Genomic DNA, 19,063 nt, shown 5'->3' on the forward strand with positions numbered 1-19,063 from the left:
CGGGGTGTTGGGTGGGTTGTGTGCGTGACTTATTTCGGGTGGGGGGTCCCCCCGGGGGTGGGGCCCGCCGGGCCCACCTCTCTCTCGTCTTTTCTTCCTAGAAGTCGTCGTCGAAGGAGACCGAGCCCTCGACGGCGACCTGGTAGGCGGAGACCCGGCGCTCGAAGAAGTTGGTCAGCTCCTGGACGTTCTGCAGTTCCATGAAGCCGAACGGGTTCGTCGAGCCGTAGCGGATCGGCAGGCCGAGGCGGGCCAGGCGCTGGTCGGCGACGGCCTGGAGGTACTCCCGCATCGAGGCGGTGTTCATGCCGGGCAGGCCGTCACCGCAGAGGTCCTGGGCGAACTGGAGCTCGGCCTCGACGGCCTCCTCCAGCATCTCGGTGACCTGCTTGGCCATCTCGTCGTCGAAGAGGTCGGGCTCCTCCTCGCGGACGGTGTCGACCACCGACATGGCGAAGTCCATGTGCATGGACTCGTCGCGGAACACCCAGTTGGTGCCGGTCGCCAGGCCGTGCAGCAGGCCCCGGCTGCGGAACCAGTACACGTACGCGAAGGCGCCGTAGAAGAACAGACCCTCCACACACGCCGCGAAGCAGATCAGGTTCAGGAGGAACGCGCGGCGGTCCTCCTTGGTCTGCAGCGAGTCGATGTGGTCGACCGCGTTCATGTACTTGAAGCAGAACTGGGCCTTCTGGCGGATGGAGGGGATGTTCTCCACCGCGGCGAAGGCCGCGTTGCGGTCCTCCGGGTCGGGCAGGTAGGTGTCCAGCAGCGTCAGGTAGAACTGGACGTGCACGGCCTCCTCGAACAGCTGCCGGCTCAGGTAGAGCCGGGCCTCCGGGGAGTTGATGTGCTTGTACAGGCTCAGCACCACGTTGTTGGAGACGATCGAGTCCCCGGTGGCGAAGAAGGCGACCAGTCGGCCGATGAGGTGGCGCTCGCCTTCGCTCAGCTTCGCCAGGTCGGCGACGTCCGAGTGGAGGTCCACCTCCTCGACGGTCCAGGTGTTCTTGATCGCGTCGCGGTACCGGTCGTAGAACGACGGGTAGCGCATCGGGCGCAGCGTCAGCTCGAAGCCGGGGTCGAGCAGCATCTTGTCGCGGTCTTCGGAGCTCATTACTGGCAGGCCTCGCAGGACTCGGGGTTCTCCAGGGAGCAGGCCAGCGCGGCCTCCTCCTCCGGGGTGAGGGTCGGCGTGCTCGCCGGGATCGTGTCGGCCGGAACGGGCGCGGCGGCGCGGGCGGTGCCCGAGGCGGCCTGGGCGATCCGGGTGGCCGGGCGCGAACGCAGGTAGTAGGTGGTCTTCAGACCGACCTTCCAGGCGTAGGCGTACATCGAGCTGAGCTTGCCGATGGTCGGCGCGGCCATGAACAGGTTCAGCGACTGGCTCTGGTCGATGTACGGCATGCGGGCCGCGGCCAGGTCGATCAGCGCGCGCTGCGGCAGCTCCCAGGCGGTGCGGTACAGCGAGCGGACCTCGGCGGGCAGCCAGCCGAGCTCCTGCACCGAGCCGTTGGCGTCGCGCAGCGCGTCGCGGGTCTGCTGGTCCCAGACGCCCAGCTCCTTGAGGTCGCGCACCAGGTAGGGGTTGACCTGGAGGAACTCGCCGCTCAGGGTCTCGCGCTTGAACAGGTTGGACACCTGCGGCTCGATGCACTCGTACACGCCGGCGATGGACGCGATGGTCGCGGTCGGCGCGATGGCGAGCAGCAGCGAGTTGCGCAGGCCGGTCCCGGCGATCCGGGTGCGCAGCGCGGCCCAGCGGTCGGCCCACTCGGGCGCGGCGCTCGGGAAGTGGTCGATGTGCAGCTCGCCGCGGGCGGCGCGGGTCTCGCCGTAGGCCTCGTGGCGGCCCAGCTCCTCGGCCAGGTCGGCGGAGCGCTCGTACGCGGTGAGCATGATGCGCTCGGCGATGAGCGTGGACAGCCGCGCGGCCTCGGCGGAGTCGAAGTCGATCCGCAGCTTGAAGAAGACGTCCTGCAGGCCCATCACGCCGAGGCCCACCGGGCGCCAGCGGGAGTTGGAGGCGCCGGCCTCGGGGGTCGGGTAGAAGTTGATGTCCACCACGCGGTCGAGGAAGGTGACGGCGGTGCGGACGGTGGCGTCCAGGCGGTCCCAGTCCAGCGCGTTCAGCAGGTCGTCGGCCGACGCGCCCTCGGCGACGTGGGCGCCGAGGTTGACCGAGCCGAGGTTGCAGACGGCGGTCTCCGAGTCGTCGGTGACCTCCAGGATCTCGGTGCAGAGGTTGGAGCTGTGCACCGTGCGGCCCGGCAGCGCGGTCTGGTTGGCGGCGCGGTTGGAGGCGTCCTTGAAGGTCATCCAGCCGTTGCCGGTCTGCGCCAGGGTGCGCATCATCCGGGCGTAGAGGGTCTGCGCGGGGATGGTGCGCACGGCCTTGCCGGCCAGCTCGGCCTTGCGGTAGGCCTCGTCGAACTCCTCGCCCCACAGGTCGACCAGCTCGGGGACGTCGGCGGGGGAGAACAGCGACCAGTCGGCGTTGGCGTTGACCCGGCGCATGAACTCGTCCGGGATCCAGTGCGCCAGGTTGAGGTTGTGGGTGCGGCGCGCCTCCTCACCGGTGTTGTCGCGCAGCTCCAGGAACTCCTCGATGTCCGCGTGCCAGGTCTCCAGGTAGACGCAGGCCGCGCCCTTGCGGCGGCCGCCCTGGTTGACGGCGGCGACCGAGGAGTCCAGGGTGCGCAGGAAGGGCACGATGCCGTTGGACTTGCCGTTGGTGCCGCGGATCAGCGAGCCGCGGGAGCGGATCCGGGAGTAGGACAGGCCGATGCCGCCGGCGTGCTTGGACAGCCGCGCGATCTGCGCGTAGCGCGAGTAGATCGAGTCCAGGTTGTCCAGCGGGGAGTCCAGCAGGTAGCAGCTGGACATCTGCGGGTGCCGGGTGCCGGAGTTGAAGAGGGTCGGCGAGGAGGTCAGGTACTCCAGCCGGCTCATCAGGCGGTAGAGCTCGGCGACCTCGGCGACCGACTGCTCGCTGTCGCCGACCGCCAGGCCACAGGCGACGCGGAGCAGGAAGTACTGCGGGGTCTCGACGACCTTGCGGGTGATCGGGTGGCGCAGCAGGTAGCGGGACTGCACGGTGCGCAGGCCGAAGTACTCGAAGCGGTCGTCGCCCCGGGGGTCGACCAGGGCGTCCAGGGCGGCGGTGTGCTTGGCGACGAAGTCGGCGGTGGTGTCGCCGATCAGGCCCTCGGCGTGGCCGACCGCGATCGAGGTGGAGAACGAGACCACGCCCTGGCTCGCCGCCTCGTCCACGATCTCCAGCGCGAGCAGCCGGGCCGCGAGCTTGGAGTACTGGGGGTCCTCGGCGATCATCGACGCGGCGGCGTCGACGGCCAGCCCGCGCAGCTCGGCGAAGTCCGATCCGGCGTGGCGGCCGCGCAGCGCGGCGGCGGCGACATGGCCGGGGTCGACCTGGGGGAGGTCGGTGCTGCGGTCGGTCAGGAGGCGCAGGAGCGCACCGCCGGGGTCGGAGACCGTCGGGTCGGCGGGGGCGGAGCTGGAACCCTGGGCGGGCAGGGTGGCTGAGGCAGCGGTGGTCAAGGCGCTCTCTCCTGGCGGCGGTCGGCGGCGGTGGATCGGGGTACCGGGCCGTTCGGGGCAGGGGAACTCGCCACGCGGGCCCGAAGGCGCCGCGCGTGCCGTCCCCGGCCCGCCCGCGAGGCCCGGAAGGTGGTGCTGGTGCCATGGCCCCTGCGGGGAGGCTTCGGCACGCCGTCGGCAGGTACTCGGACTCGCGGCGTGCCTGGGGAGGCGGCCGCACACCGCTGCGGGGCAGTCCCGGATTCGCACCGGGTTCCCCTGCGTCGACAGCAGGGACGAGCATACATCTAGTGGTGCTCGCTCGATGCGACACCACATCTTGTGCAGCGTGGCGTGTTGCTCCCATGACCGGTGGTACCGGGACGGTCCCGTGGGTGCCTGCGCGGGGCCGTGTTCTGAAACGGATTGGTCACCGATCGGCCTCTCGTCCGGTGCATGCCCTACGATCTCGGCACATGAGCGAGGGAACGGGCGCTCCGGGGGACTGGGCCGGTAGGGCCGTGCCGCCGGAGCAGGGTCAGCAGCCTGGTGCGCCGGGGCAGGTGCCGCAGCATGGGCAGCCGCCGGTGGCGCCGCCCGGCGGTTTCGGGCCGCCCCCGACGCCGTACGCGCAGCCGGGAGGGGTGCCGCCGCAGGCTCCTCCGCCGGCGGTGCCGCATCTGCCGTCCGGCACGGTGCCGTACCCGCAGCCGGGGCCGGTGCCCGCGCCCCAGCCAGGGCCGCCGCCCGTGTCGCAGCCGCCGCAGCCGGTGGCCGGTGGGCCGACCCCGTTCGCCCCGCAGTGGCCCCAGCAGGGGGCCCAGCCGCCCGCGCCCGCGCCGTCCGCGACCGAGCCGGACTGGAACGCGATGGCGGACCGGCACGCCTCCGAGTCCCGCCGCCGCAAGCGGCGGTGGATCGGCGCCGTGGTGGCGGCCGCCGTCCTGGTCGGCGGGGTCGTCGGGGCCGCGGTGTGGATCAACGGCCGCGACAAGGGCGTCGACCCCAAGCCGATCGTGAGCGCGTCCACCACGGCCGGCAGCCCGTCCGCCACGGCCACCCCCACCGAGCAGGCGCTGGCGGTGATCTCCGACGCCGCCACCGACAGGCTGCCGGTCGACGCCGCGACGCTGTTCCCGGACCAGACCCGGACCGTCGACGGCAAGGTGTGGACCCGCCAGGTGACCGGCGCGACCGCCCCCTGCTCCAAGGCGACCACCGGCGGGCTCGGCCTCGCGCTCGGCGACGACACCTGCCGCTCGCTGGTCCGCGCGACGTACGTGAACGGCGAGAGCGCCGTCACGGTCGGCGTCGCGGTCTTCGACAACAAGGCGGGCGCGGACCGGGCGCTCGGCCGGCACGCGGGCCTGATCCAGGGCCTGTCCGGCACCGGGGTCGCGATGTTCTGCGTGACCGACAAGTCGGGCTGCGCCGAGACGCACGCGGCGATCGGCCGCTTCGGCTACTTCACGGTGGCCGGCTCGCTGAAGCAGGGCGAGGACCAGAGCGACCAGCTCGCGGCGGCCGCCGCCGTCTCGCTGGCGGGGCGTACGAAGGACGTGCTGCTGGCCCGGGGTTCGCGCGCGGGCTGACCGTCGGTCAGGGGGCGGCGGCCCAGGGGTGGTCGGTCGGGGGACGGCCGAGGCGGTCGGATAGGATGACCGCCCTCGGGGGAGGGATGTGGCCCCCCGTGGCCGCCCGGACGGGGAATCAGCGAGCAGGAGGTACCGCGCGGTGAGCGCTGCCGCCAATGCGACCACCAGACGGCGCAGAGCGGCGGGCCGCAGGCGCGGAACGGGCGAGCCCGTTCCGGACATGCTGCTGCCGGCGCCGCCCACTTCGCAGGAGAAGTACAGCTACACCATCCGCCACCAGTGGGTGCTGACCCTCTGTTCGATGGTGAGCTTCGGCTGCCTGGTGCTCAGTCAGGCCGAGCTGTACCTGCTGGGGTCGTGGTTCTGGCTCTGTGTGCCGTTCCTGCTCTTCACGGTCGTCTACTACGTGGTGTCGCTGCGCGTGAACAGCTTCACGCCCAACTTCGACATCAGGGAGCACCGCCGGCTGGTGCGGCAGTGGGACCCCGCCGAGTACCCGACGGTGGACGTCTTCCTGCCGGTCTGCGGCGAGCCGATCGAGGTGCTGCACAACACCTGGACGTACGTGCGCAAGCTGGCCGAGCACTACCCGGGCCTGGTCATGCCGTACGTGCTGGACGACGCGGCGAGCCCGGAGGTCGAGGCGATGGCCGCCGACTTCGGGTTCCGGTACGGGGTGCGGGAGAACCGCGGCTGGTTCAAGAAGGCCGGCAACCTGCACTACGGGTTCGGCCGCTCGGACGGCGAGTTCATCCTCATCCTGGACGCCGACTTCGCGCCCCGGCACGACCTCCTGCACGAGGTGCTGCCGTACCTGCGGCGGGACCCGAAGCTGGGCATCGTCCAGTCGCCGCAGTTCTTCCGGGTGCTGGACTCGCAGAACTGGATCGAGCGCGGGGCCGGCGCCATCCAGGAGCTGTTCTACCGCTCGGTCCAGGTCGCCCGGCAGCGCAACGACGGCGCGATCTGCGTCGGCAGCTGCGCCGTCTACCGGCGGGCCGCGCTGGTGGAGAACGGCGGCACCACGCTGATCGCCCACTCCGAGGACGTGCACACCGGCTTCGACCTGCGGGCCCTCGGCTGGGACCTGCAGTACATCCCGGTGGCCCTGTCCACCGGCGTCTGCCCGGACAACGCCGCGGCGTTCCAGAACCAGCAGTACCGCTGGTGCATGGGCTCGATGTCGCTGATGACCAGCCGCAAGTTCTGGCAGACCAGGCTCGACTTCACCACCCGGCTCTGCTACGTCTCCGGGTTCCTCTACTACATCCACACCGCGCTGCTGACCTTCGCGCTGCCGATGCTGCCGATCATGCTGCTGCTCTGGCGGCCGGACCTGCTGCAGGTCCAGCACCTGGTCCTGGTCATCCCGAGCCTGGTGTACGCGACCCTGATCTTCCCGCTCTGGCACCGGGCGCCGTACCGGCTGGAGGCCTGGGCGGGCCGGATGATGTACGGCTGGGCGCACTTCTTCGCGGTCTGGGACCTGATCCGCGGGCGCCAGCGCGGCTGGCAGCCGACCGGCTCCGGCAAGGCCAGGAACCGGCAGCGGCGGTTCTGGGCCGGCATCGTGGTCTGGGGCGGGGGCACCGCGCTGATCTGGGTGGTCGCGGCGGTCTACCGGATGTTCACGCTGTACCCGCTGGACTTCGCCCTGGTGCTCTCCTCGGGACTGTTCTACGCGGTGACGGTCGGCCGCATCCTCATCCAGCCCCGATCCCAGGACGCCGTGGCATGAGCCTCCCCACCAGCACCGCCGGCGCCGGCCGCCGGGCGAGTGCCGCACTGTTCCGCGCCCTCGCGGCGGCCCTGCTGGTGCTGCCGCTGGCCGCCTGCGACCTGCTCGCCGAGAAGCCGCTGGGCCCCGCGGCGGCGGCCGGCGCCGCCTCCGCGGGGAGCACGGCCGCCGGCAGCCCGTCCGCGGGCAGCACGGCCGGCACCGCCCCGGCCACGCCGACCAGGACCGCCACCGCCGACGCCAAGCTGCCCTACGACGTCCGCCCGCTGCTCAAGCCGGCGAACAAGTACCTGGGCGTGGCCGTCGACGGCGCCCCGCAGTCGATGGCCGGCGTCGACGAGTTCGCAGGCCGGATCGGCAAGCGGCCCAACATCGTCGAGTACTACTCGGGCTGGGGCGACGAGTACGACGTCAACGGCGTCACCAACGCCTGGCAGGGCGGCGCGCTGCCGTTCATCGCCTGGGAGCCCTACAAGACGCCGCTGGCCGACATCGCGGCGGGCAAGCACGACGACTACGTCAAGCGCTACGCGGCGGCCGTGCGCAACACCAATGTGCCGGTCGCGATCAGCTTCGCCCACGAGTTCAACGGCACCTGGTACGACTGGGGCACCAAGACCACCACGGCGGCCGACTTCGTCGCCGCCTACCAGCACCTGCACGACGTCTTCACCCAGCTCGGCGTCGGCCAGGTGATCTGGGTCTGGAGCCCGAACAGCATCAATCCGGTGCCGACGGTGGCGCTCAAGCCGTACTACCCCGGTGACACCTACGTGGACTGGGTGGGCATCGTCGCCTACTACACCCACCTCGAAGCCGGCACCTTCGACACCCTTTACACGCCCACCCTCACCCAGATCCGCACCTTCACCAACAAGCCGTGGATCATCGCCGAGACGGGCTCCGAGCCGGGCACCCGCAAGGTGTCCGACATCTACAACCTCGCCGCGAACGTGATCAAGCGTCCCGACTGCCTGGGCTTCATCTGGTTCAACCTCAACAAGGAGGTCGACTGGCGGATCGAGGGCGACCCGCAGTCCCAGAACGCCTTCAAGCAGGCGGTGTCCGACGGCCGCTACAGCTTCGATGTGAAGAGCCCCTGATGACGTCCATCCCCACACCCCGCAACCGCATCTCCGAGGACGCGCCGGTCCGGGTGCCCGACACCGGCGGTTCGTGGTTCGAGAGCCGCCGGCCGTCGCCGCCGGTCCCGCACCACGGGGAACGGCCCGAGGAGGGCGGGCGGTTCACCGAGGACCCGGCCGGGGACGGCCCGGCCGGGGGCGACCCGATCGACGAGGACCCGCCGCAGGACGATCCGGCCGAGGACGACCGGCCCGACGCCGACGCCCTCGCCGAGGAGGACCCGTCCGAGGGCGAGCGCCCCGAGGGCCCCGGCTACACCCTGCCGCCGGTCCCCGAGGCCAGCTGGACGCTCGACCCGGGCCGCCGCCGCTCGTGGATCAGCCGCGCGCTGCTGCTGGGCATCCTGCTGATCCAGACCGCGATGTCCGTCCGGCTGTCGAACACCGCGTTCCAGGACGAGGCGCTCTACATGTACGCCGGCCACGCGCAGCTCTCGCACTGGCTCTACGGCACCCCCGTCCCGAAGGACTACAACACCTACTTCTCCGGCGCGCCGACCCTGTACCCGATCGCGGCCGCGGTGCTGGAGAACCACTTCGGCATGCTCGGCGTCCGGCTGTTCAGCCTGGCCTGCATGCTGGGCTCGACCGCCGTGCTCTACGGCTTCACCCGGCGCCTGTTCAACGAGCGGGTGGCGCTCGGCGCCGCGGCGATGTTCGCGGTGACCCAGTCCACCGTGGTGCTCGGCTTCTTCGCCACCTACGACGCCCCGGCGGTGCTGCTGCTCGCCCTGGCGATCTGGCTGGTGGTGCGCACCGACCGGGCGCCCGCGGCGGCCGTCCTGCTCGCCGCCCCGTTCGCGGTGCTGGCGGTCGGGCTGAAGTACGCCTCGGCGCTCTACCTGCCCAGCCTGGTGCTGCTGGCGGTGCTGACCGGACGGCGGGACCGCAACCGCCAGCCGCTGCTGCGCGGACTGCTGCTCGCGGGCGGCGCGGGCGGCCTGCTCTGGCTGGGGATGACCTTCACCGACGTCCTCAAGGGTGTTCGGGCGACCACCACCCAGCGCGCCCACGGAACCGAGCCGTGGACCGAACTGGCTCGCCAGTGCGTGGAGTTCGGCGGCCTGATGTTCGTCACCGCGGTCGGCGGCGCGGTCGCGTACGCGCTGCGCGGGCGGATGAACGAGTCGCCGCTGGTGCGCACCATGACCGGGCCCGGCCGCCGCCGCCGGATCCTGCTCGGCCTGCTGCTCACCGGCACCGCGCTGCTCGCCCCCGCCTACCAGATGCACCTCAACACCTCGGTGGCGCTGTACAAGCACCTCGGCTTCGGCCTGCTGTTCGCCGCCCCGATGGCCGGCATCGGCCTGGCCCGGCTGGTCGGCCCGCACTTCCGCCACCCGCAACTGGGCATCCTGCTCTGGGTGGTGACGCTGGCGCTCGGACTCACCCAGTCGACCTGGCGGTTCGACACCTGGCCCGACTCCACCCGGATGACCGAGGTGGTCCGCCAGCACGTGACCAGCACCGGCCGCTACCTGGCCTCGGCCGACAACGTCCCGGTCTACTACACCCGCGACCTGACGCTGCAGAGCCAGTGGACCTCCACCTACGGCATCGGGTACGTCGACCGGGCGGGCGCGCTGCACACCGGCGACGACGGCTACCGGACCGCCATCGCGGACGGCTGGTTCGACCTGGTGGTGCTCGACGGCGTCGCCACCCCGGACACCGACCGGGTGGTGGCGGAGGCGATCGGGCAGAGCCCGCACTACCGGCTGCTCGGACGCATTCCCTTCACACACGTCGGTGGAACCGGGTACTACCGGATCTGGGTCAAACAGTAGCGATGACCACCCCGATCAGGGCGACGGCCGCGGCGGCGAACCAGCCGCCGGCGCCGAGCCACCCGCCGAAGCCCCCGTTCCCGCCCGCGCCGGCCGCACCGCCCGCCCCGGCGGTGCCGCCGCCGGGCGCCGCCGTGCCGCCGCCGGCCGTGCCGGACGCCGACGAGCGGGCCCCGCAGTGGCGGGCCGCGCTCGGCGTCGCCCTGCCGCCGGCGCTGCTCGCGCTGGCGCTCTGCCTCTACGGCAGCGGGGACCGCCAGCTCTGGCGCGACGAGCACGCCTCCTGGTGGGCGGCCGGCCTGTCCTGGTCCGACCTCGGCGCGCTGCTCGGGAACATGGACCTGGTGCTGGCGCCCTACTACGTGCTGCTCCACCTGTGGACCGCGGTGGCGGGCGACTCCGAGGCCGCGCTGCGGCTGCCCTCGGCGCTCGCCATGACCGCCGCCGCCGGCTGCCTGGCGCTGCTCGGCCGGCGCCTGCTCTCCCCACGGGCCGGACTGCTCGGCGGCCTGGTGTTCGCGCTCTGCCCCGCGGTCACCTGGTACGGCCAGGACGCCCGGCCGTACGCCTTCGCGGTGCTGGCGGCCGTCGGCAGCACCCTGGTGCTCACCCGGCTGGTCCAGGCCCGTCCGGGGCCGCTGCCGGCCGCGCCGCGCACCGCCCTGCTCGGCTGGGCGGGCTACGGGCTCACCGTGGTCGCGATGGGGCTGACCCACCTGGTGACGCTGATGGTGCTGCCCGCCCACCTGCTGCTGGTGGCCCGGGAGTTCCGCCGCACACCGGCCGCGCCGGAGGAGGACGGCGCCCGCTGGGTGCTGCTCGGCCGCTGGGCGCTGGCCTCGGCGGGGGCGGTACTGCTGCTGAGCCCGCTGCTGCTGCTCGGTGCCGGGCAGAGCGGGCAGATCGCCTGGAACGAGCGGGACTGGTCCGACCTCGGCGCGCTGGTCACGGACCTGGCCGGGTCCACCGCGCTCGGCTGGACCCTGCTGGTGGTGGGCGTGCTGGGCGCGGCGAGCCTGCTGGTGCTGCGCCAGCGGGCGGCCGGTCCGCTGATCTGCTGGGCGCTGCTGCCGGTGCTGCTGACCCTGGGGACCACGCACTGGCTGCACCTGTTCCTGGCCCGCTACCTGCTCTTCACGGTGCCCGCCTGGGCCCTGCTGGGCGCCGAGGCGGTCGGGCGGCTGCCCGGCCTGGTCGCCCGGTTCGCCGCCTCCGGCACGCCGCCGCGCTGGGTGGCCGGTCCGGCCCCGGTGGTGGCCGCCGTCGCGCTGGCCGCCGTGCTCGCCTGGCCCGCCCAGGCCACCGTGCGGCACGACCTGGCCGGCGAGGCGGACGCCAGGGCCGCCGCCCGGCTGATCGGCGGACAACTGCGGCCGGGCGACGGCGTGGTGTACGAGCCGGGCAGCTCGCTGCGCCGGTCGATGGCCTACGAGCTGCGGGGCCGCCCGGCGCCCGCGGACGTCCTGCTGCGGGTGTCCGCGGAGGAGGCCGGCAGTTTCGGCGCGCTGGAGTGCGAGGAGCCGGCCCGCTGCCTGGCCGGCACCCGGCGGATCTGGCTGCTGGTGTCCGGCGCCGACCGGCGGCCGTTCGGCGCCGTCTCGGACAAGGTGGCCAAGGAGCTGAACGGGTTCCGCCAGGTCCGCACCGAGAACCTGCCGCACCTGCGGGTGGTGCTGCTGGAGCGCAAGACCGGGTGACCGGTCAGAAGACCATGCTGTAGACCATCAGGTCGACGCCCGGGATCGGCGACCAGTCGCGCTCCGGGTCGCGGCGGAAGCCGACCCGCTCGTAGATCCGGTGCGCCGTGGTCATCTCCCGCTGGGTGGAGAACGCCATGCCGGCCAGGCCGAGCTCGCGGCTGCGGGTGAGCGCGGCGCGCACCAGGGACTCGCCGGCGCCCCGCCCGCGGGCGGCCGGGGCGGTGGCGAGCATCCGGATCTCACCCTCCTCGGGGGTGGCGATGTCCGCCCACGTGGTGCCGCCGACCGCGAAGGTGACGGTGCCGAGGAGGGTCCCGTCGGCCGCGTCCACCGCGACGAGGAGTTCGGCCTCGGCGGCCCGGGTGGCCGCGTCGCGCAGCCGGTGCACGTACTGGCCCTCGGGCGAGGTGAAGCCGTCGTCGACGAAGGCCTGGGCGGTTATGCGGCCGGCTTCCTCGAACTCCTCGGCGCGGGCCGGGCGGATGACGATGTCCATCCGGCCAGTGTGCCGGAATCCCGGGGAACGGTGCTGAGCGGGGTGCGGGCCTCCGCTTCGGGGGCGGGAACAGTGGCGGAGACGGCCGCGGTGGAGACGGCCGTGGCGGGGACGGCGGCGGGGTCGGCGGACGGGCGGAGCGAGGCGGCGGGCAGGGTGCCGTAGAGCCGGTCCAGCAGGGCGGGGTCGTCGGGGTAGCCGCCCGGACGGTGCCAGTTGTCGCGCCCGGTGGCCCTCTGCCGGGCCACCTCGCGTCCGATCATGGCGCCGAGCAGGCCGAACCCGCCGACGGCCCCGAGCAGGGCGAGTGCGCTGGCGAGCGTGTCGGAATCCATGGCTCCACCCTCCTGGAGGCGGCCGAGGGCGGCGAGTGGCAGGAACGCCTTATTGCATCGAAAAACTGCCAGCTGGCGGGTTACCCTGGCGGCATGCTGAAGAACGTCGTGGCCGTCGTCATGGAGGACGTCCACCCCTTCGAACTCGGGGTGGCCTGCGAGGTGTTCGGGCTGGACCGGAGCGAGGACGGCCTGCCCGCCTACGACTTCGCGCTCGCCGGCGCCCGCCCGGGCCCGCACCGCACCCACGCCGGCTTCGCCGTCGACGTCCCGCACGGGCCCGAACGGCTCGCCACCGCCGACCTGGTGGTGGTCACCGCCTCCTCGATGAGCGGCGAGTACCCGGCCCCGCTGCTGGACGCGCTGCGGGCGACCGTCGAGCGCGGCGCCCGGGTGCTGTCCATCTGCAGCGGCGCCTTCGTGCTCGGCGCCGCCGGCCTGCTGGACGGCCGCCGGGCCACCACGCACTGGCGGTACACCGCCGAGTTGGCCGCCCGCCATCCGAGGACCACCGTCGAGCCGGACGTCCTGTACGTGGACGACGACCCGGTGATCACCTCCGCCGGTACCGCGGCCGGCATCGACGCCTGCCTGCACCTGGTGCGCAAGGTGCAGGGCGCCGAGGTGGCCCGGGCGATCGCCCGCCGGATGGTGGTGGCGCCGCACCGGGAGGGCGGGCAGGCCCAGTTCGTGCACCGGCCGCTGCCGGAGGGCGGCGGCGAATCGCTCGCCCCGCTGCTCGACTGGATGCGCCACCACCTGGACGAGGAGTCGACCGTCGAGCAGCTGGCCGCCCGGGTCCACATGTCGCCGCGCACCTTCGCCCGGCGCTTCCACCAGGAGACCGGCACCACCCCGCACCGCTGGCTGATCGGGCAGCGGCTGCTGCTCGCCCAGCGGCTGCTGGAGTCGACCACCGAGCCGGTGGACGCCATCGCCGCCCGCTGCGGCTTCGGCAACGCGGCCACCCTGCGCCACCACTTCGGCCGCCGGCTGGGCACCACCCCGCTGGCGTACCGCCGCTGCTTCGCCGAGCCCGCGGCCGAGGTCGCCGTCCGGGTCTAGCGGCGCGGGTCTAGCGGCGCGGGTCCGAGCGCGCGGGTCCGAGCGGCCCCCGGGGGGCTCAGCCCGCGTCCTCCAGGTGCCCGGTCTGGTTCCAGCGGTCCGGGCGCAGCCGGCCGCCCTCGGCCCGCCAGACGCTCGCGGAGCAGTTGCGCACCGGCTCCAGCGCGGTCAGCTGCTCCTCGGTGAGCCGGTCCAGCACGTACCGGAGCATGAGCACCGTGCAGTCGTGCGCGACCAGCAGCACCGGCCGCCCGGCCTCCTCCGCGCAGATGTCGCGCAGCACGCTGCGCACCCGCAGCGCCACGTCGGCCCAGGACTCGCCGCCGGGCGGGCGGTAGTACAGCTCGCCCATCTTCCGCCGCCGGGCCGCCTCCCCGGGGTGGTCGGTCTCGATGGCGGCCTTGGGCAGCATCTCCAGGACGCCGAGCTCGCGGTCGCGCAGCCGCTCGTCGTAGCGCACGGCGAGCGAGACCGGGACGGCGCCGAGGCCGGCGGCCTGGGCGAGGGCGATCCGGGCGGTCTCGGCGGTGCGCACGTAGGGCGAGCACCAGACGCTGCGCGGCCGGTCGGCGCTGGGCAGGGCGGCCCACCAGCGGCCGAGCGCGTGGGCCTGCTGCTGGCCGTGCAGGGAGAGCGGGATGTCCGCGTCCCGGCTGCTGATCGGCACGCTGAGCGCGCCGACCGCCTCGGCGAGCTGGAACTCGACGTTGGCGGTGGACTCCCCGTGGCGGGTGGCGATCAGGACGGAGGGGACGGGGGGCAGCCCGGTGGCCGCGGTGGCCGCGGCGGCGCCCGCGGTCCGGTGCGGGACGGGCCGGTGCCGTCCGTCGGTGTGGTGCTGGCCGTTGAGGGTGGTGCCGAGTTCTGCCATTGCCGCCGCTCCCCGTGGGTCGATCAGTTGCCGGCCGGTTGCCGGTCCGGTCTGGTTGGTGCCCTGAGTGTGGTGCCCCATGCATCCGGCTGTTCATACATATGATCGCGCCGCCCCCTCCAGTGTTGGCGGAGGAGACGGCGCGACCACAGGGCGCGCGGGGCGTATCAGTGCGCCGCCACGGGCTCCGGCGCGTCCAGGGGCTCCTCCTCGCCGCCCTCGGCGCTGTAGTCGCCCGGCCGGGTCTCGTCCGGCCCGTCCGGCGCCTTGGCGGCGCGCAGCACCAGGGTGAGCGCCACCGAGACCAGCAGGTTGAGGACGAAGGCGGTGAGCCCGATGTAGCCGATCTCGCCGATGCCGGGGATCTCGGCGGCGTTCCCGCCGAAGTGCCTGGTCTTGGGGGTGGCGATCCCGTAGGCCTTCCAGGTGCCGTAGACCATGCCGGCCGCCCAGCCGGCGAGCAGCGCCCAGTGGTGGAACCAGCGGGTGAACAGGCCGCCGACGATCGAGACGAAGGTCTGCAGGATCCACAGGCCGCCGAGCAGCTGGAGGTTGATCGCCGCCTGCTTGTCCATGCCGAGCACGAAGACCAGCGCGCCGACCTTCACCAGCAGCGAGACCAGCTTGGCGATCCGGGTCTCGTCGGCCGGGGTGGCGGAGGGCCTCAGGTACTCCTTGTAGACGTTGCGGGTGAACAGGTTCGCCGCCGCGATGGACATGATCGCCGCCGGGACGAGCGCGCCGATGCCGATCGCCGCGAAGGCGACGCCGGTGAACCAGTCGGGGAACATGTTCTCGAACAGCTGCGGCACCGAGAGCTGGGTGTTGAAGTCCTTGTCGCCCTTGCCGACCCCGGCCGCGACGGCCATGTAGCCGAGCAGCGCCAGCAGCCCCAGCATCAGCGAGTACGCGGGCATGATCGCCATGTTCCGGCGCACCGTGTTGCGGGACTTGCTCGCCAGCACGCCGGTCACCGAGTGCGGGTACATGAACAGCGCCATCGCCGAGCCGAGCGCGAGCGTCGCGTACGTCCACTGCTTGTTCTCCGGCACGGTGAGCGAGCCGCCCGACCTGGGGGCGGCGAACTTCTCGCCGACCGCGTCGAAGATGTGGCCGTAGCCGCCGAGCCGGATCGGGATGTAGATCACCGCGACGATGATCACCAGGTAGACCAGGGCGTCCTTGACGAAGGCGATCAGGGCCGGCGCCCGCAGCCCCGAGGAGTAGGTGTACGCGGCGAGCACGCCGAAGGCGATGAACAGCGGCAGGTCCTTGACGAACCAGTTGGCGCTCTCGCCGCCGCCGACGCCCAGCACGTCCAGCACCGCCTGGATGCCGACCAGCTGGAGCGCGATGTACGGCATGGTGGCGAGGATGCCGGTCAGCGCGACCATCAGGGACAGCGGCCGGGAGCCGTAGCGCCCGCGCACGAAGTCCGCGGGGGTGACGTAGCCGTGCACCCGGGAGACCGACCAGAGCCGGGGGAGGAAGAGGAAGACCAGCGGGTAGGCGATGATCGTGTAGGGGACGGCGAAGAAGCCCGCGGCGCCGGTCGCGTAGACGGCGGCGGGCACGGCGACGAAGGTGTACGCGGTGTAGAGGTCGCCGCCGAGCAGGAACCAGGTGATCCAGGTCCCGAAGCTGCGCCCGCCGAGGCCCCACTCGTCGAGGTGCAGCGCGTTGTCGGCGCGCCGCCACCGGGAGGCGAGGAAGCCCATCACGGTGACCAGCAGGAAGAAGAGGACGAACACCGCCAGCGCGGGCACGTTGACCCCGTTCATCGGGCGCCACCCGCCTTGCGCGCCGTCCGGGCGGCCCGGCGGGCCTTCTCGTCCCGGTTGACCAGCAGGTAGGCGGCGACCGTGAAGACGGCCGAGACCGGCACCCAGAGCAGCTGGTACCAGTAGAAGAAGGGGACGCCGCCCACATCGGGGTCGGGCTTGTCGTACGAGCCCACCCAGAGCAGCGCGACGACCGGTACCAGCAGGGCGAGGCCGGCCAGCACCCGCTCGGGGGTGACCGCCGGGAGGTCGGGCCCCCCGGGCTCGTCCGGCTCCTCTGGCTCGGGCATGACAGATCGGTCGGTGAGGTCTGACGACATGGTTCGGCTCCGCTTCGGAGGGTTCACCTCGCCGGCGCCGCAACCCCCGGGAAGCCGCACGCCCCCGTTGGTCCGCCGAGCAGCACCACTGGTGATCGGCAGTCAGTACGGATGCGGAATCTAGAGCATCACGTGATCCGTGTCACCGGATTCACGACAACTTCCCGCCATCCGGGCTTCCCGCGCGCCGGGGAGACGCGACGGGCCCCGGCGCGCAGGGGGTGCGCGCCGGGGCCCGGACGTGCGCGGGCGCCGGGCCGGACTACTCCGGCCGCTTGAGGCGGGTGATGAACTTGTAGCGGTCGCCGCGGTAGATGGAGCGCACCCACTCGACCGGGTCGCCCTCCGGGTCGAAGGAGTGCCGGGAGAGCTGGAGCATCGGCAGGCCGAGGTCGGAGCCGAGCAGGCCGGCCTCGCGGGGGTCGGCGAGGGTGGTCTCGATGGTCTCCTCGGCCTCGGCCACGGTCACCCCGTAGACCTCGCGCAGGGCGGTGTAGAGCGAGTTGTGCTTGGCCAGGTTGCGGCGCAGGGCGGGGAAGCGCTTGGCGGACAGGTGGGCCACCTCGATGGCCATCGGGTCGCCGTTGGCCAGCCGCAGGCGCTCGATCCGCAGCACCCGGCCGCCGGGCTTGATGTCCAGCAGCGGGGCCAGCCGCTCGTCGGCGGAGATGTAGCCGATCTCGATCAGCCGGGAGGTGGGCTCCAGGCCCTGGGCGCGCATGTCCTCGGTGTAGGAGGTGAGCTGCAGGGCCTGGGCGACCTTGGGCTTGGCGACGAAGGTGCCCTTGCCCTGGATGCGCTCCAGCCGGCCCTCGACGACCAGCTCCTGCAGGGCCTGCCGGACGGTGGTGCGGGAGGTGTCGAACTGCGCGGCCAGTGCCCGTTCGGGAGGAACCGGGGTGCCGGCGGGCTGGGTCTCGGTGAGCTGCAGCAGGTGGCGCTTGAGGCCGTAGTACTTCGGTACCCGGGCGGTCGGGTCCGCGCCGCTCTGAGGGGCGGGATTCTTCACCAGGGGGTCGTTGACCTGGGCCGTGCTGCCCCCGTCGCTGCTCATCGGACCTGTCTCCCGCTTCCCGCAGAGCTCTCGCGAAGCCCCGCCGCATCATTAACGGCTCACATCGTTGCATGTATGGCTACGGAACGAATACCTCATCACGCGATGAACGATGTGCGGTGTCGGCTTGATAACGGGTGGTCCGGATCGGTCGAACAGCCGTTGACAGGCCCATTGGTCTAGGCCAAGCTCCAGGCATCTGGTCTACACCACTAGGCCAGTCACTATGAATCCCCCCACCCGTTCGCTGGAGTCCGCGGCACCATTCCTCCCACTTCGCGTGGGTATGCCGCTGCCACCCGACGGGGGTAACCAGGCATCCCTCAGGAGGATGGCGTGAAGCGTCAGCTCATCGCGGCGGTCGGCGTCGCGGCCATGGTTGTTGGTCTCGCGGCCTGTGGCTCGGACGCCAAGAAGGAGGGCGGCGACTCGGGCAGCTCGACCGCGGCCTCCTCGGGCAAGAAGGACTACAACGGCAAGACGCTCAAGGTCTGGCTCATGACCGGCTCGGCCCCCAAGGGCTGGACCGACTCCGTCAAGGCCGAGTTCGAGTCGACCTACCCCGGGTCGAAGCTCGACTTCCAGGAGCAGGTGTGGGACGGCATCGGCCAGAAGATCACCGCCGCGCTCTCCGAGGGCTCGGTCGACGTGGTCGAGGTCGGTAACACCCAGACCGCGGGCTACGCGGCCTCGGGCGGCCTGCTCGACATCACCAAGGACAAGGCGTACCTGGGGGGCAGCGACTGGGCCGCCAACCAGAACGAGGCCGCCGTCCTCGACGGCAAGCAGTACGCCGCCCCGTGGTGGGTCTCCAACCGCGTGGTCGCCTACAACAAGGACCTGTGGGCCGCGGCCGGCCTGAAGGACGCGCCGAAGACCCTCGAGGAGTTCTACGGCAACCTGGAGAAGCTCAAGGGCACCGCCGGCGTCGACGACGCGATCTACATGCCGGGCCAGGAGTGGTACGTCTACTTCGGTCTGCTCACCAGCGAGGGTGGCAAGATCGCGAAGAAGGAAGGCGACAAGTGGGTCGGCGGCCTGTCCTCGCCCGAGGCGAAGAAGGCCTTCGAGACCTACCAGAAGCTGCAGAGCTACTCGAAGGCCCCGAAGGACAAGGACGAGGCGACCCCGCAGCAGAAGGACGTCTTCGCCAAGGGCAACGTCGGCGCCATGATCGGCCTCGGCTGGGAGCTGCCGAAGGAGGAGGAGCTGTCGGCCAGCAAGATCGGCTTCTTCCCGCTCCCGGGCAAGACCGCTGACAAGGCGTCCGGTGTGTTCCTCGGTGGCTCGAACCTGGCCATCGCCCAGAACAGCAAGAACACCGACATGGCCAAGGACTTCCTGAAGGTCGCCCTCAACGACAAGAACGAGGGTCTGGTCGCGGCCGCCGGCAACATCCCGAACAAGGAGTCGCTGAGCGGCCAGGTCGCCGGTGACTTCGCGAAGGCGGCGGTGCCGGCCTCGAAGCAGGGTGCCATCACCCCGAACACCCCGAACTGGGCCAGCGTCGAGGACAAGCCGAACCCGATCAAGGAGTTCCTGACCGCGGCCCTGCAGGGCGGCGACTACGCGGCCACCGCGAAGAAGTACGACGACGAGATCGCGAAGCGGCTCAACCAGAAGCAGTAAGCAATCG

At 72.2% G+C, this 19,063-nt stretch carries 15 protein-coding genes and 1 riboswitch; of the genes, 7 read left to right on the forward strand and 8 right to left on the reverse strand.

All coding sequences use genetic code 11. From position 1 onward, the window contains the following. Window positions 1–97: 97 nt before the first annotated feature. Both ACFVUH_RS11240 and ACFVUH_RS11245 read right to left on the reverse strand, forming a co-directional pair. Window positions 98–1,117, reverse strand: a complete 1,020-nt coding sequence (locus ACFVUH_RS11240) for a ribonucleotide-diphosphate reductase subunit beta (protein ID WP_355363870.1) — start codon at window positions 1,115–1,117, stop codon at window positions 98–100. Next, window positions 1,117–3,537, reverse strand: coding sequence for a ribonucleoside-diphosphate reductase subunit alpha (locus ACFVUH_RS11245; RefSeq protein WP_387912781.1), 2,421 nt, complete (start codon window positions 3,535–3,537; stop codon window positions 1,117–1,119). The genes ACFVUH_RS11240 and ACFVUH_RS11245 overlap by 1 nt, the downstream gene beginning before the upstream one ends. A 182-nt stretch (window positions 3,538–3,719) precedes the next feature. Further along, a riboswitch (cobalamin riboswitch) is annotated at window positions 3,720–3,861 on the reverse strand. A 428-nt stretch (window positions 3,862–4,289) separates the two neighbouring features. Between ACFVUH_RS11245 and ACFVUH_RS11250 the strand changes: the two genes are divergently transcribed. From ACFVUH_RS11250 to ACFVUH_RS11270, 5 genes are all read left to right on the forward strand, one after another. Then, entirely contained in the window at window positions 4,290–5,132 is an 843-nt protein-coding gene (locus ACFVUH_RS11250; protein WP_387912562.1) for a hypothetical protein, read from the forward strand. Window positions 5,133–5,355: 223 nt separating this feature from the next. Next, window positions 5,356–6,873 carry a cellulose synthase catalytic subunit gene (locus ACFVUH_RS11255; RefSeq protein ID WP_355364041.1) on the forward strand — a complete coding sequence of 506 codons (1,518 nt, stop codon included), beginning with the start codon at window positions 5,356–5,358 and terminating at the stop codon, window positions 6,871–6,873. Further along, window positions 6,870–7,976 (forward strand): glycoside hydrolase family 26 protein, encoded by a 1,107-nt coding sequence (locus tag ACFVUH_RS11260; RefSeq protein WP_387912565.1) that lies wholly within the window; start codon window positions 6,870–6,872, stop codon window positions 7,974–7,976. The genes ACFVUH_RS11255 and ACFVUH_RS11260 overlap by 4 nt, the downstream gene beginning before the upstream one ends. After that, window positions 7,976–9,805, forward strand: a complete 1,830-nt coding sequence (locus tag ACFVUH_RS11265) for a glycosyltransferase family 39 protein (RefSeq protein ID WP_387912567.1) — start codon at window positions 7,976–7,978, stop codon at window positions 9,803–9,805. The genes ACFVUH_RS11260 and ACFVUH_RS11265 overlap by 1 nt, the downstream gene beginning before the upstream one ends. Before the next feature lie 2 nt (window positions 9,806–9,807). Continuing rightward, entirely contained in the window at window positions 9,808–11,502 is a 1,695-nt protein-coding gene (locus tag ACFVUH_RS11270) for a glycosyltransferase family 39 protein (protein ID WP_387912568.1), read from the forward strand. Window positions 11,503–11,506: 4 nt separating this feature from the next. Here ACFVUH_RS11270 and ACFVUH_RS11275 read toward each other — a convergent pair whose 3' ends face one another. Next, window positions 11,507–12,001: a GNAT family N-acetyltransferase gene (locus ACFVUH_RS11275; protein ID WP_355363885.1), complete on the reverse strand. Its 495-nt coding sequence runs from the start codon at window positions 11,999–12,001 to the stop codon at window positions 11,507–11,509. Continuing rightward, window positions 11,944–12,336: a hypothetical protein gene (locus tag ACFVUH_RS11280; protein WP_387912570.1), complete on the reverse strand. Its 393-nt coding sequence runs from the start codon at window positions 12,334–12,336 to the stop codon at window positions 11,944–11,946. The genes ACFVUH_RS11275 and ACFVUH_RS11280 overlap by 58 nt, the downstream gene beginning before the upstream one ends. A gap of 93 nt (window positions 12,337–12,429) precedes the next feature. Here ACFVUH_RS11280 and ACFVUH_RS11285 point away from each other — a divergent pair, with 93 nt between their 5' ends. Beyond that, complete coding sequence (locus tag ACFVUH_RS11285) at window positions 12,430–13,401, forward strand: helix-turn-helix domain-containing protein (protein ID WP_387912572.1); 972 nt, start codon at window positions 12,430–12,432, stop codon at window positions 13,399–13,401. A gap of 58 nt (window positions 13,402–13,459) precedes the next feature. Here ACFVUH_RS11285 and ACFVUH_RS11290 read toward each other — a convergent pair whose 3' ends face one another. The 4 genes from ACFVUH_RS11290 to ACFVUH_RS11305 form a co-directional block, all read right to left on the reverse strand. Beyond that, entirely contained in the window at window positions 13,460–14,272 is an 813-nt protein-coding gene (locus ACFVUH_RS11290) for a histidine phosphatase family protein (protein ID WP_387912574.1), read from the reverse strand. A 167-nt stretch (window positions 14,273–14,439) separates the two neighbouring features. Then, window positions 14,440–16,053: a monocarboxylate uptake permease MctP gene (gene mctP, locus ACFVUH_RS11295; protein ID WP_387912576.1), complete on the reverse strand. Its 1,614-nt coding sequence runs from the start codon at window positions 16,051–16,053 to the stop codon at window positions 14,440–14,442. Next, on the reverse strand, window positions 16,050–16,343 hold the full coding sequence (locus tag ACFVUH_RS11300) for a DUF3311 domain-containing protein (RefSeq protein ID WP_387912577.1): 294 nt from the start codon (window positions 16,341–16,343) through the stop codon (window positions 16,050–16,052). Before ACFVUH_RS11300 ends, mctP begins: the two co-directional genes overlap by 4 nt. 292 nt (window positions 16,344–16,635) lie before the next feature. Next, complete coding sequence (locus tag ACFVUH_RS11305; RefSeq protein WP_355363903.1) at window positions 16,636–17,427, reverse strand: GntR family transcriptional regulator; 792 nt, start codon at window positions 17,425–17,427, stop codon at window positions 16,636–16,638. Between the two features lie 336 nt (window positions 17,428–17,763). Between ACFVUH_RS11305 and ACFVUH_RS11310 the strand changes: the two genes are divergently transcribed. After that, window positions 17,764–19,056 carry an extracellular solute-binding protein gene (locus tag ACFVUH_RS11310; RefSeq protein ID WP_387912578.1) on the forward strand — a complete coding sequence of 431 codons (1,293 nt, stop codon included), beginning with the start codon at window positions 17,764–17,766 and terminating at the stop codon, window positions 19,054–19,056. The last annotated feature ends 7 nt before the right edge of the window (window positions 19,057–19,063 follow it).

The organism is Kitasatospora sp. NPDC058032 (assembly GCF_042885845.1).
GTDB lineage: Bacteria > Actinomycetota > Actinomycetes > Streptomycetales > Streptomycetaceae > Kitasatospora.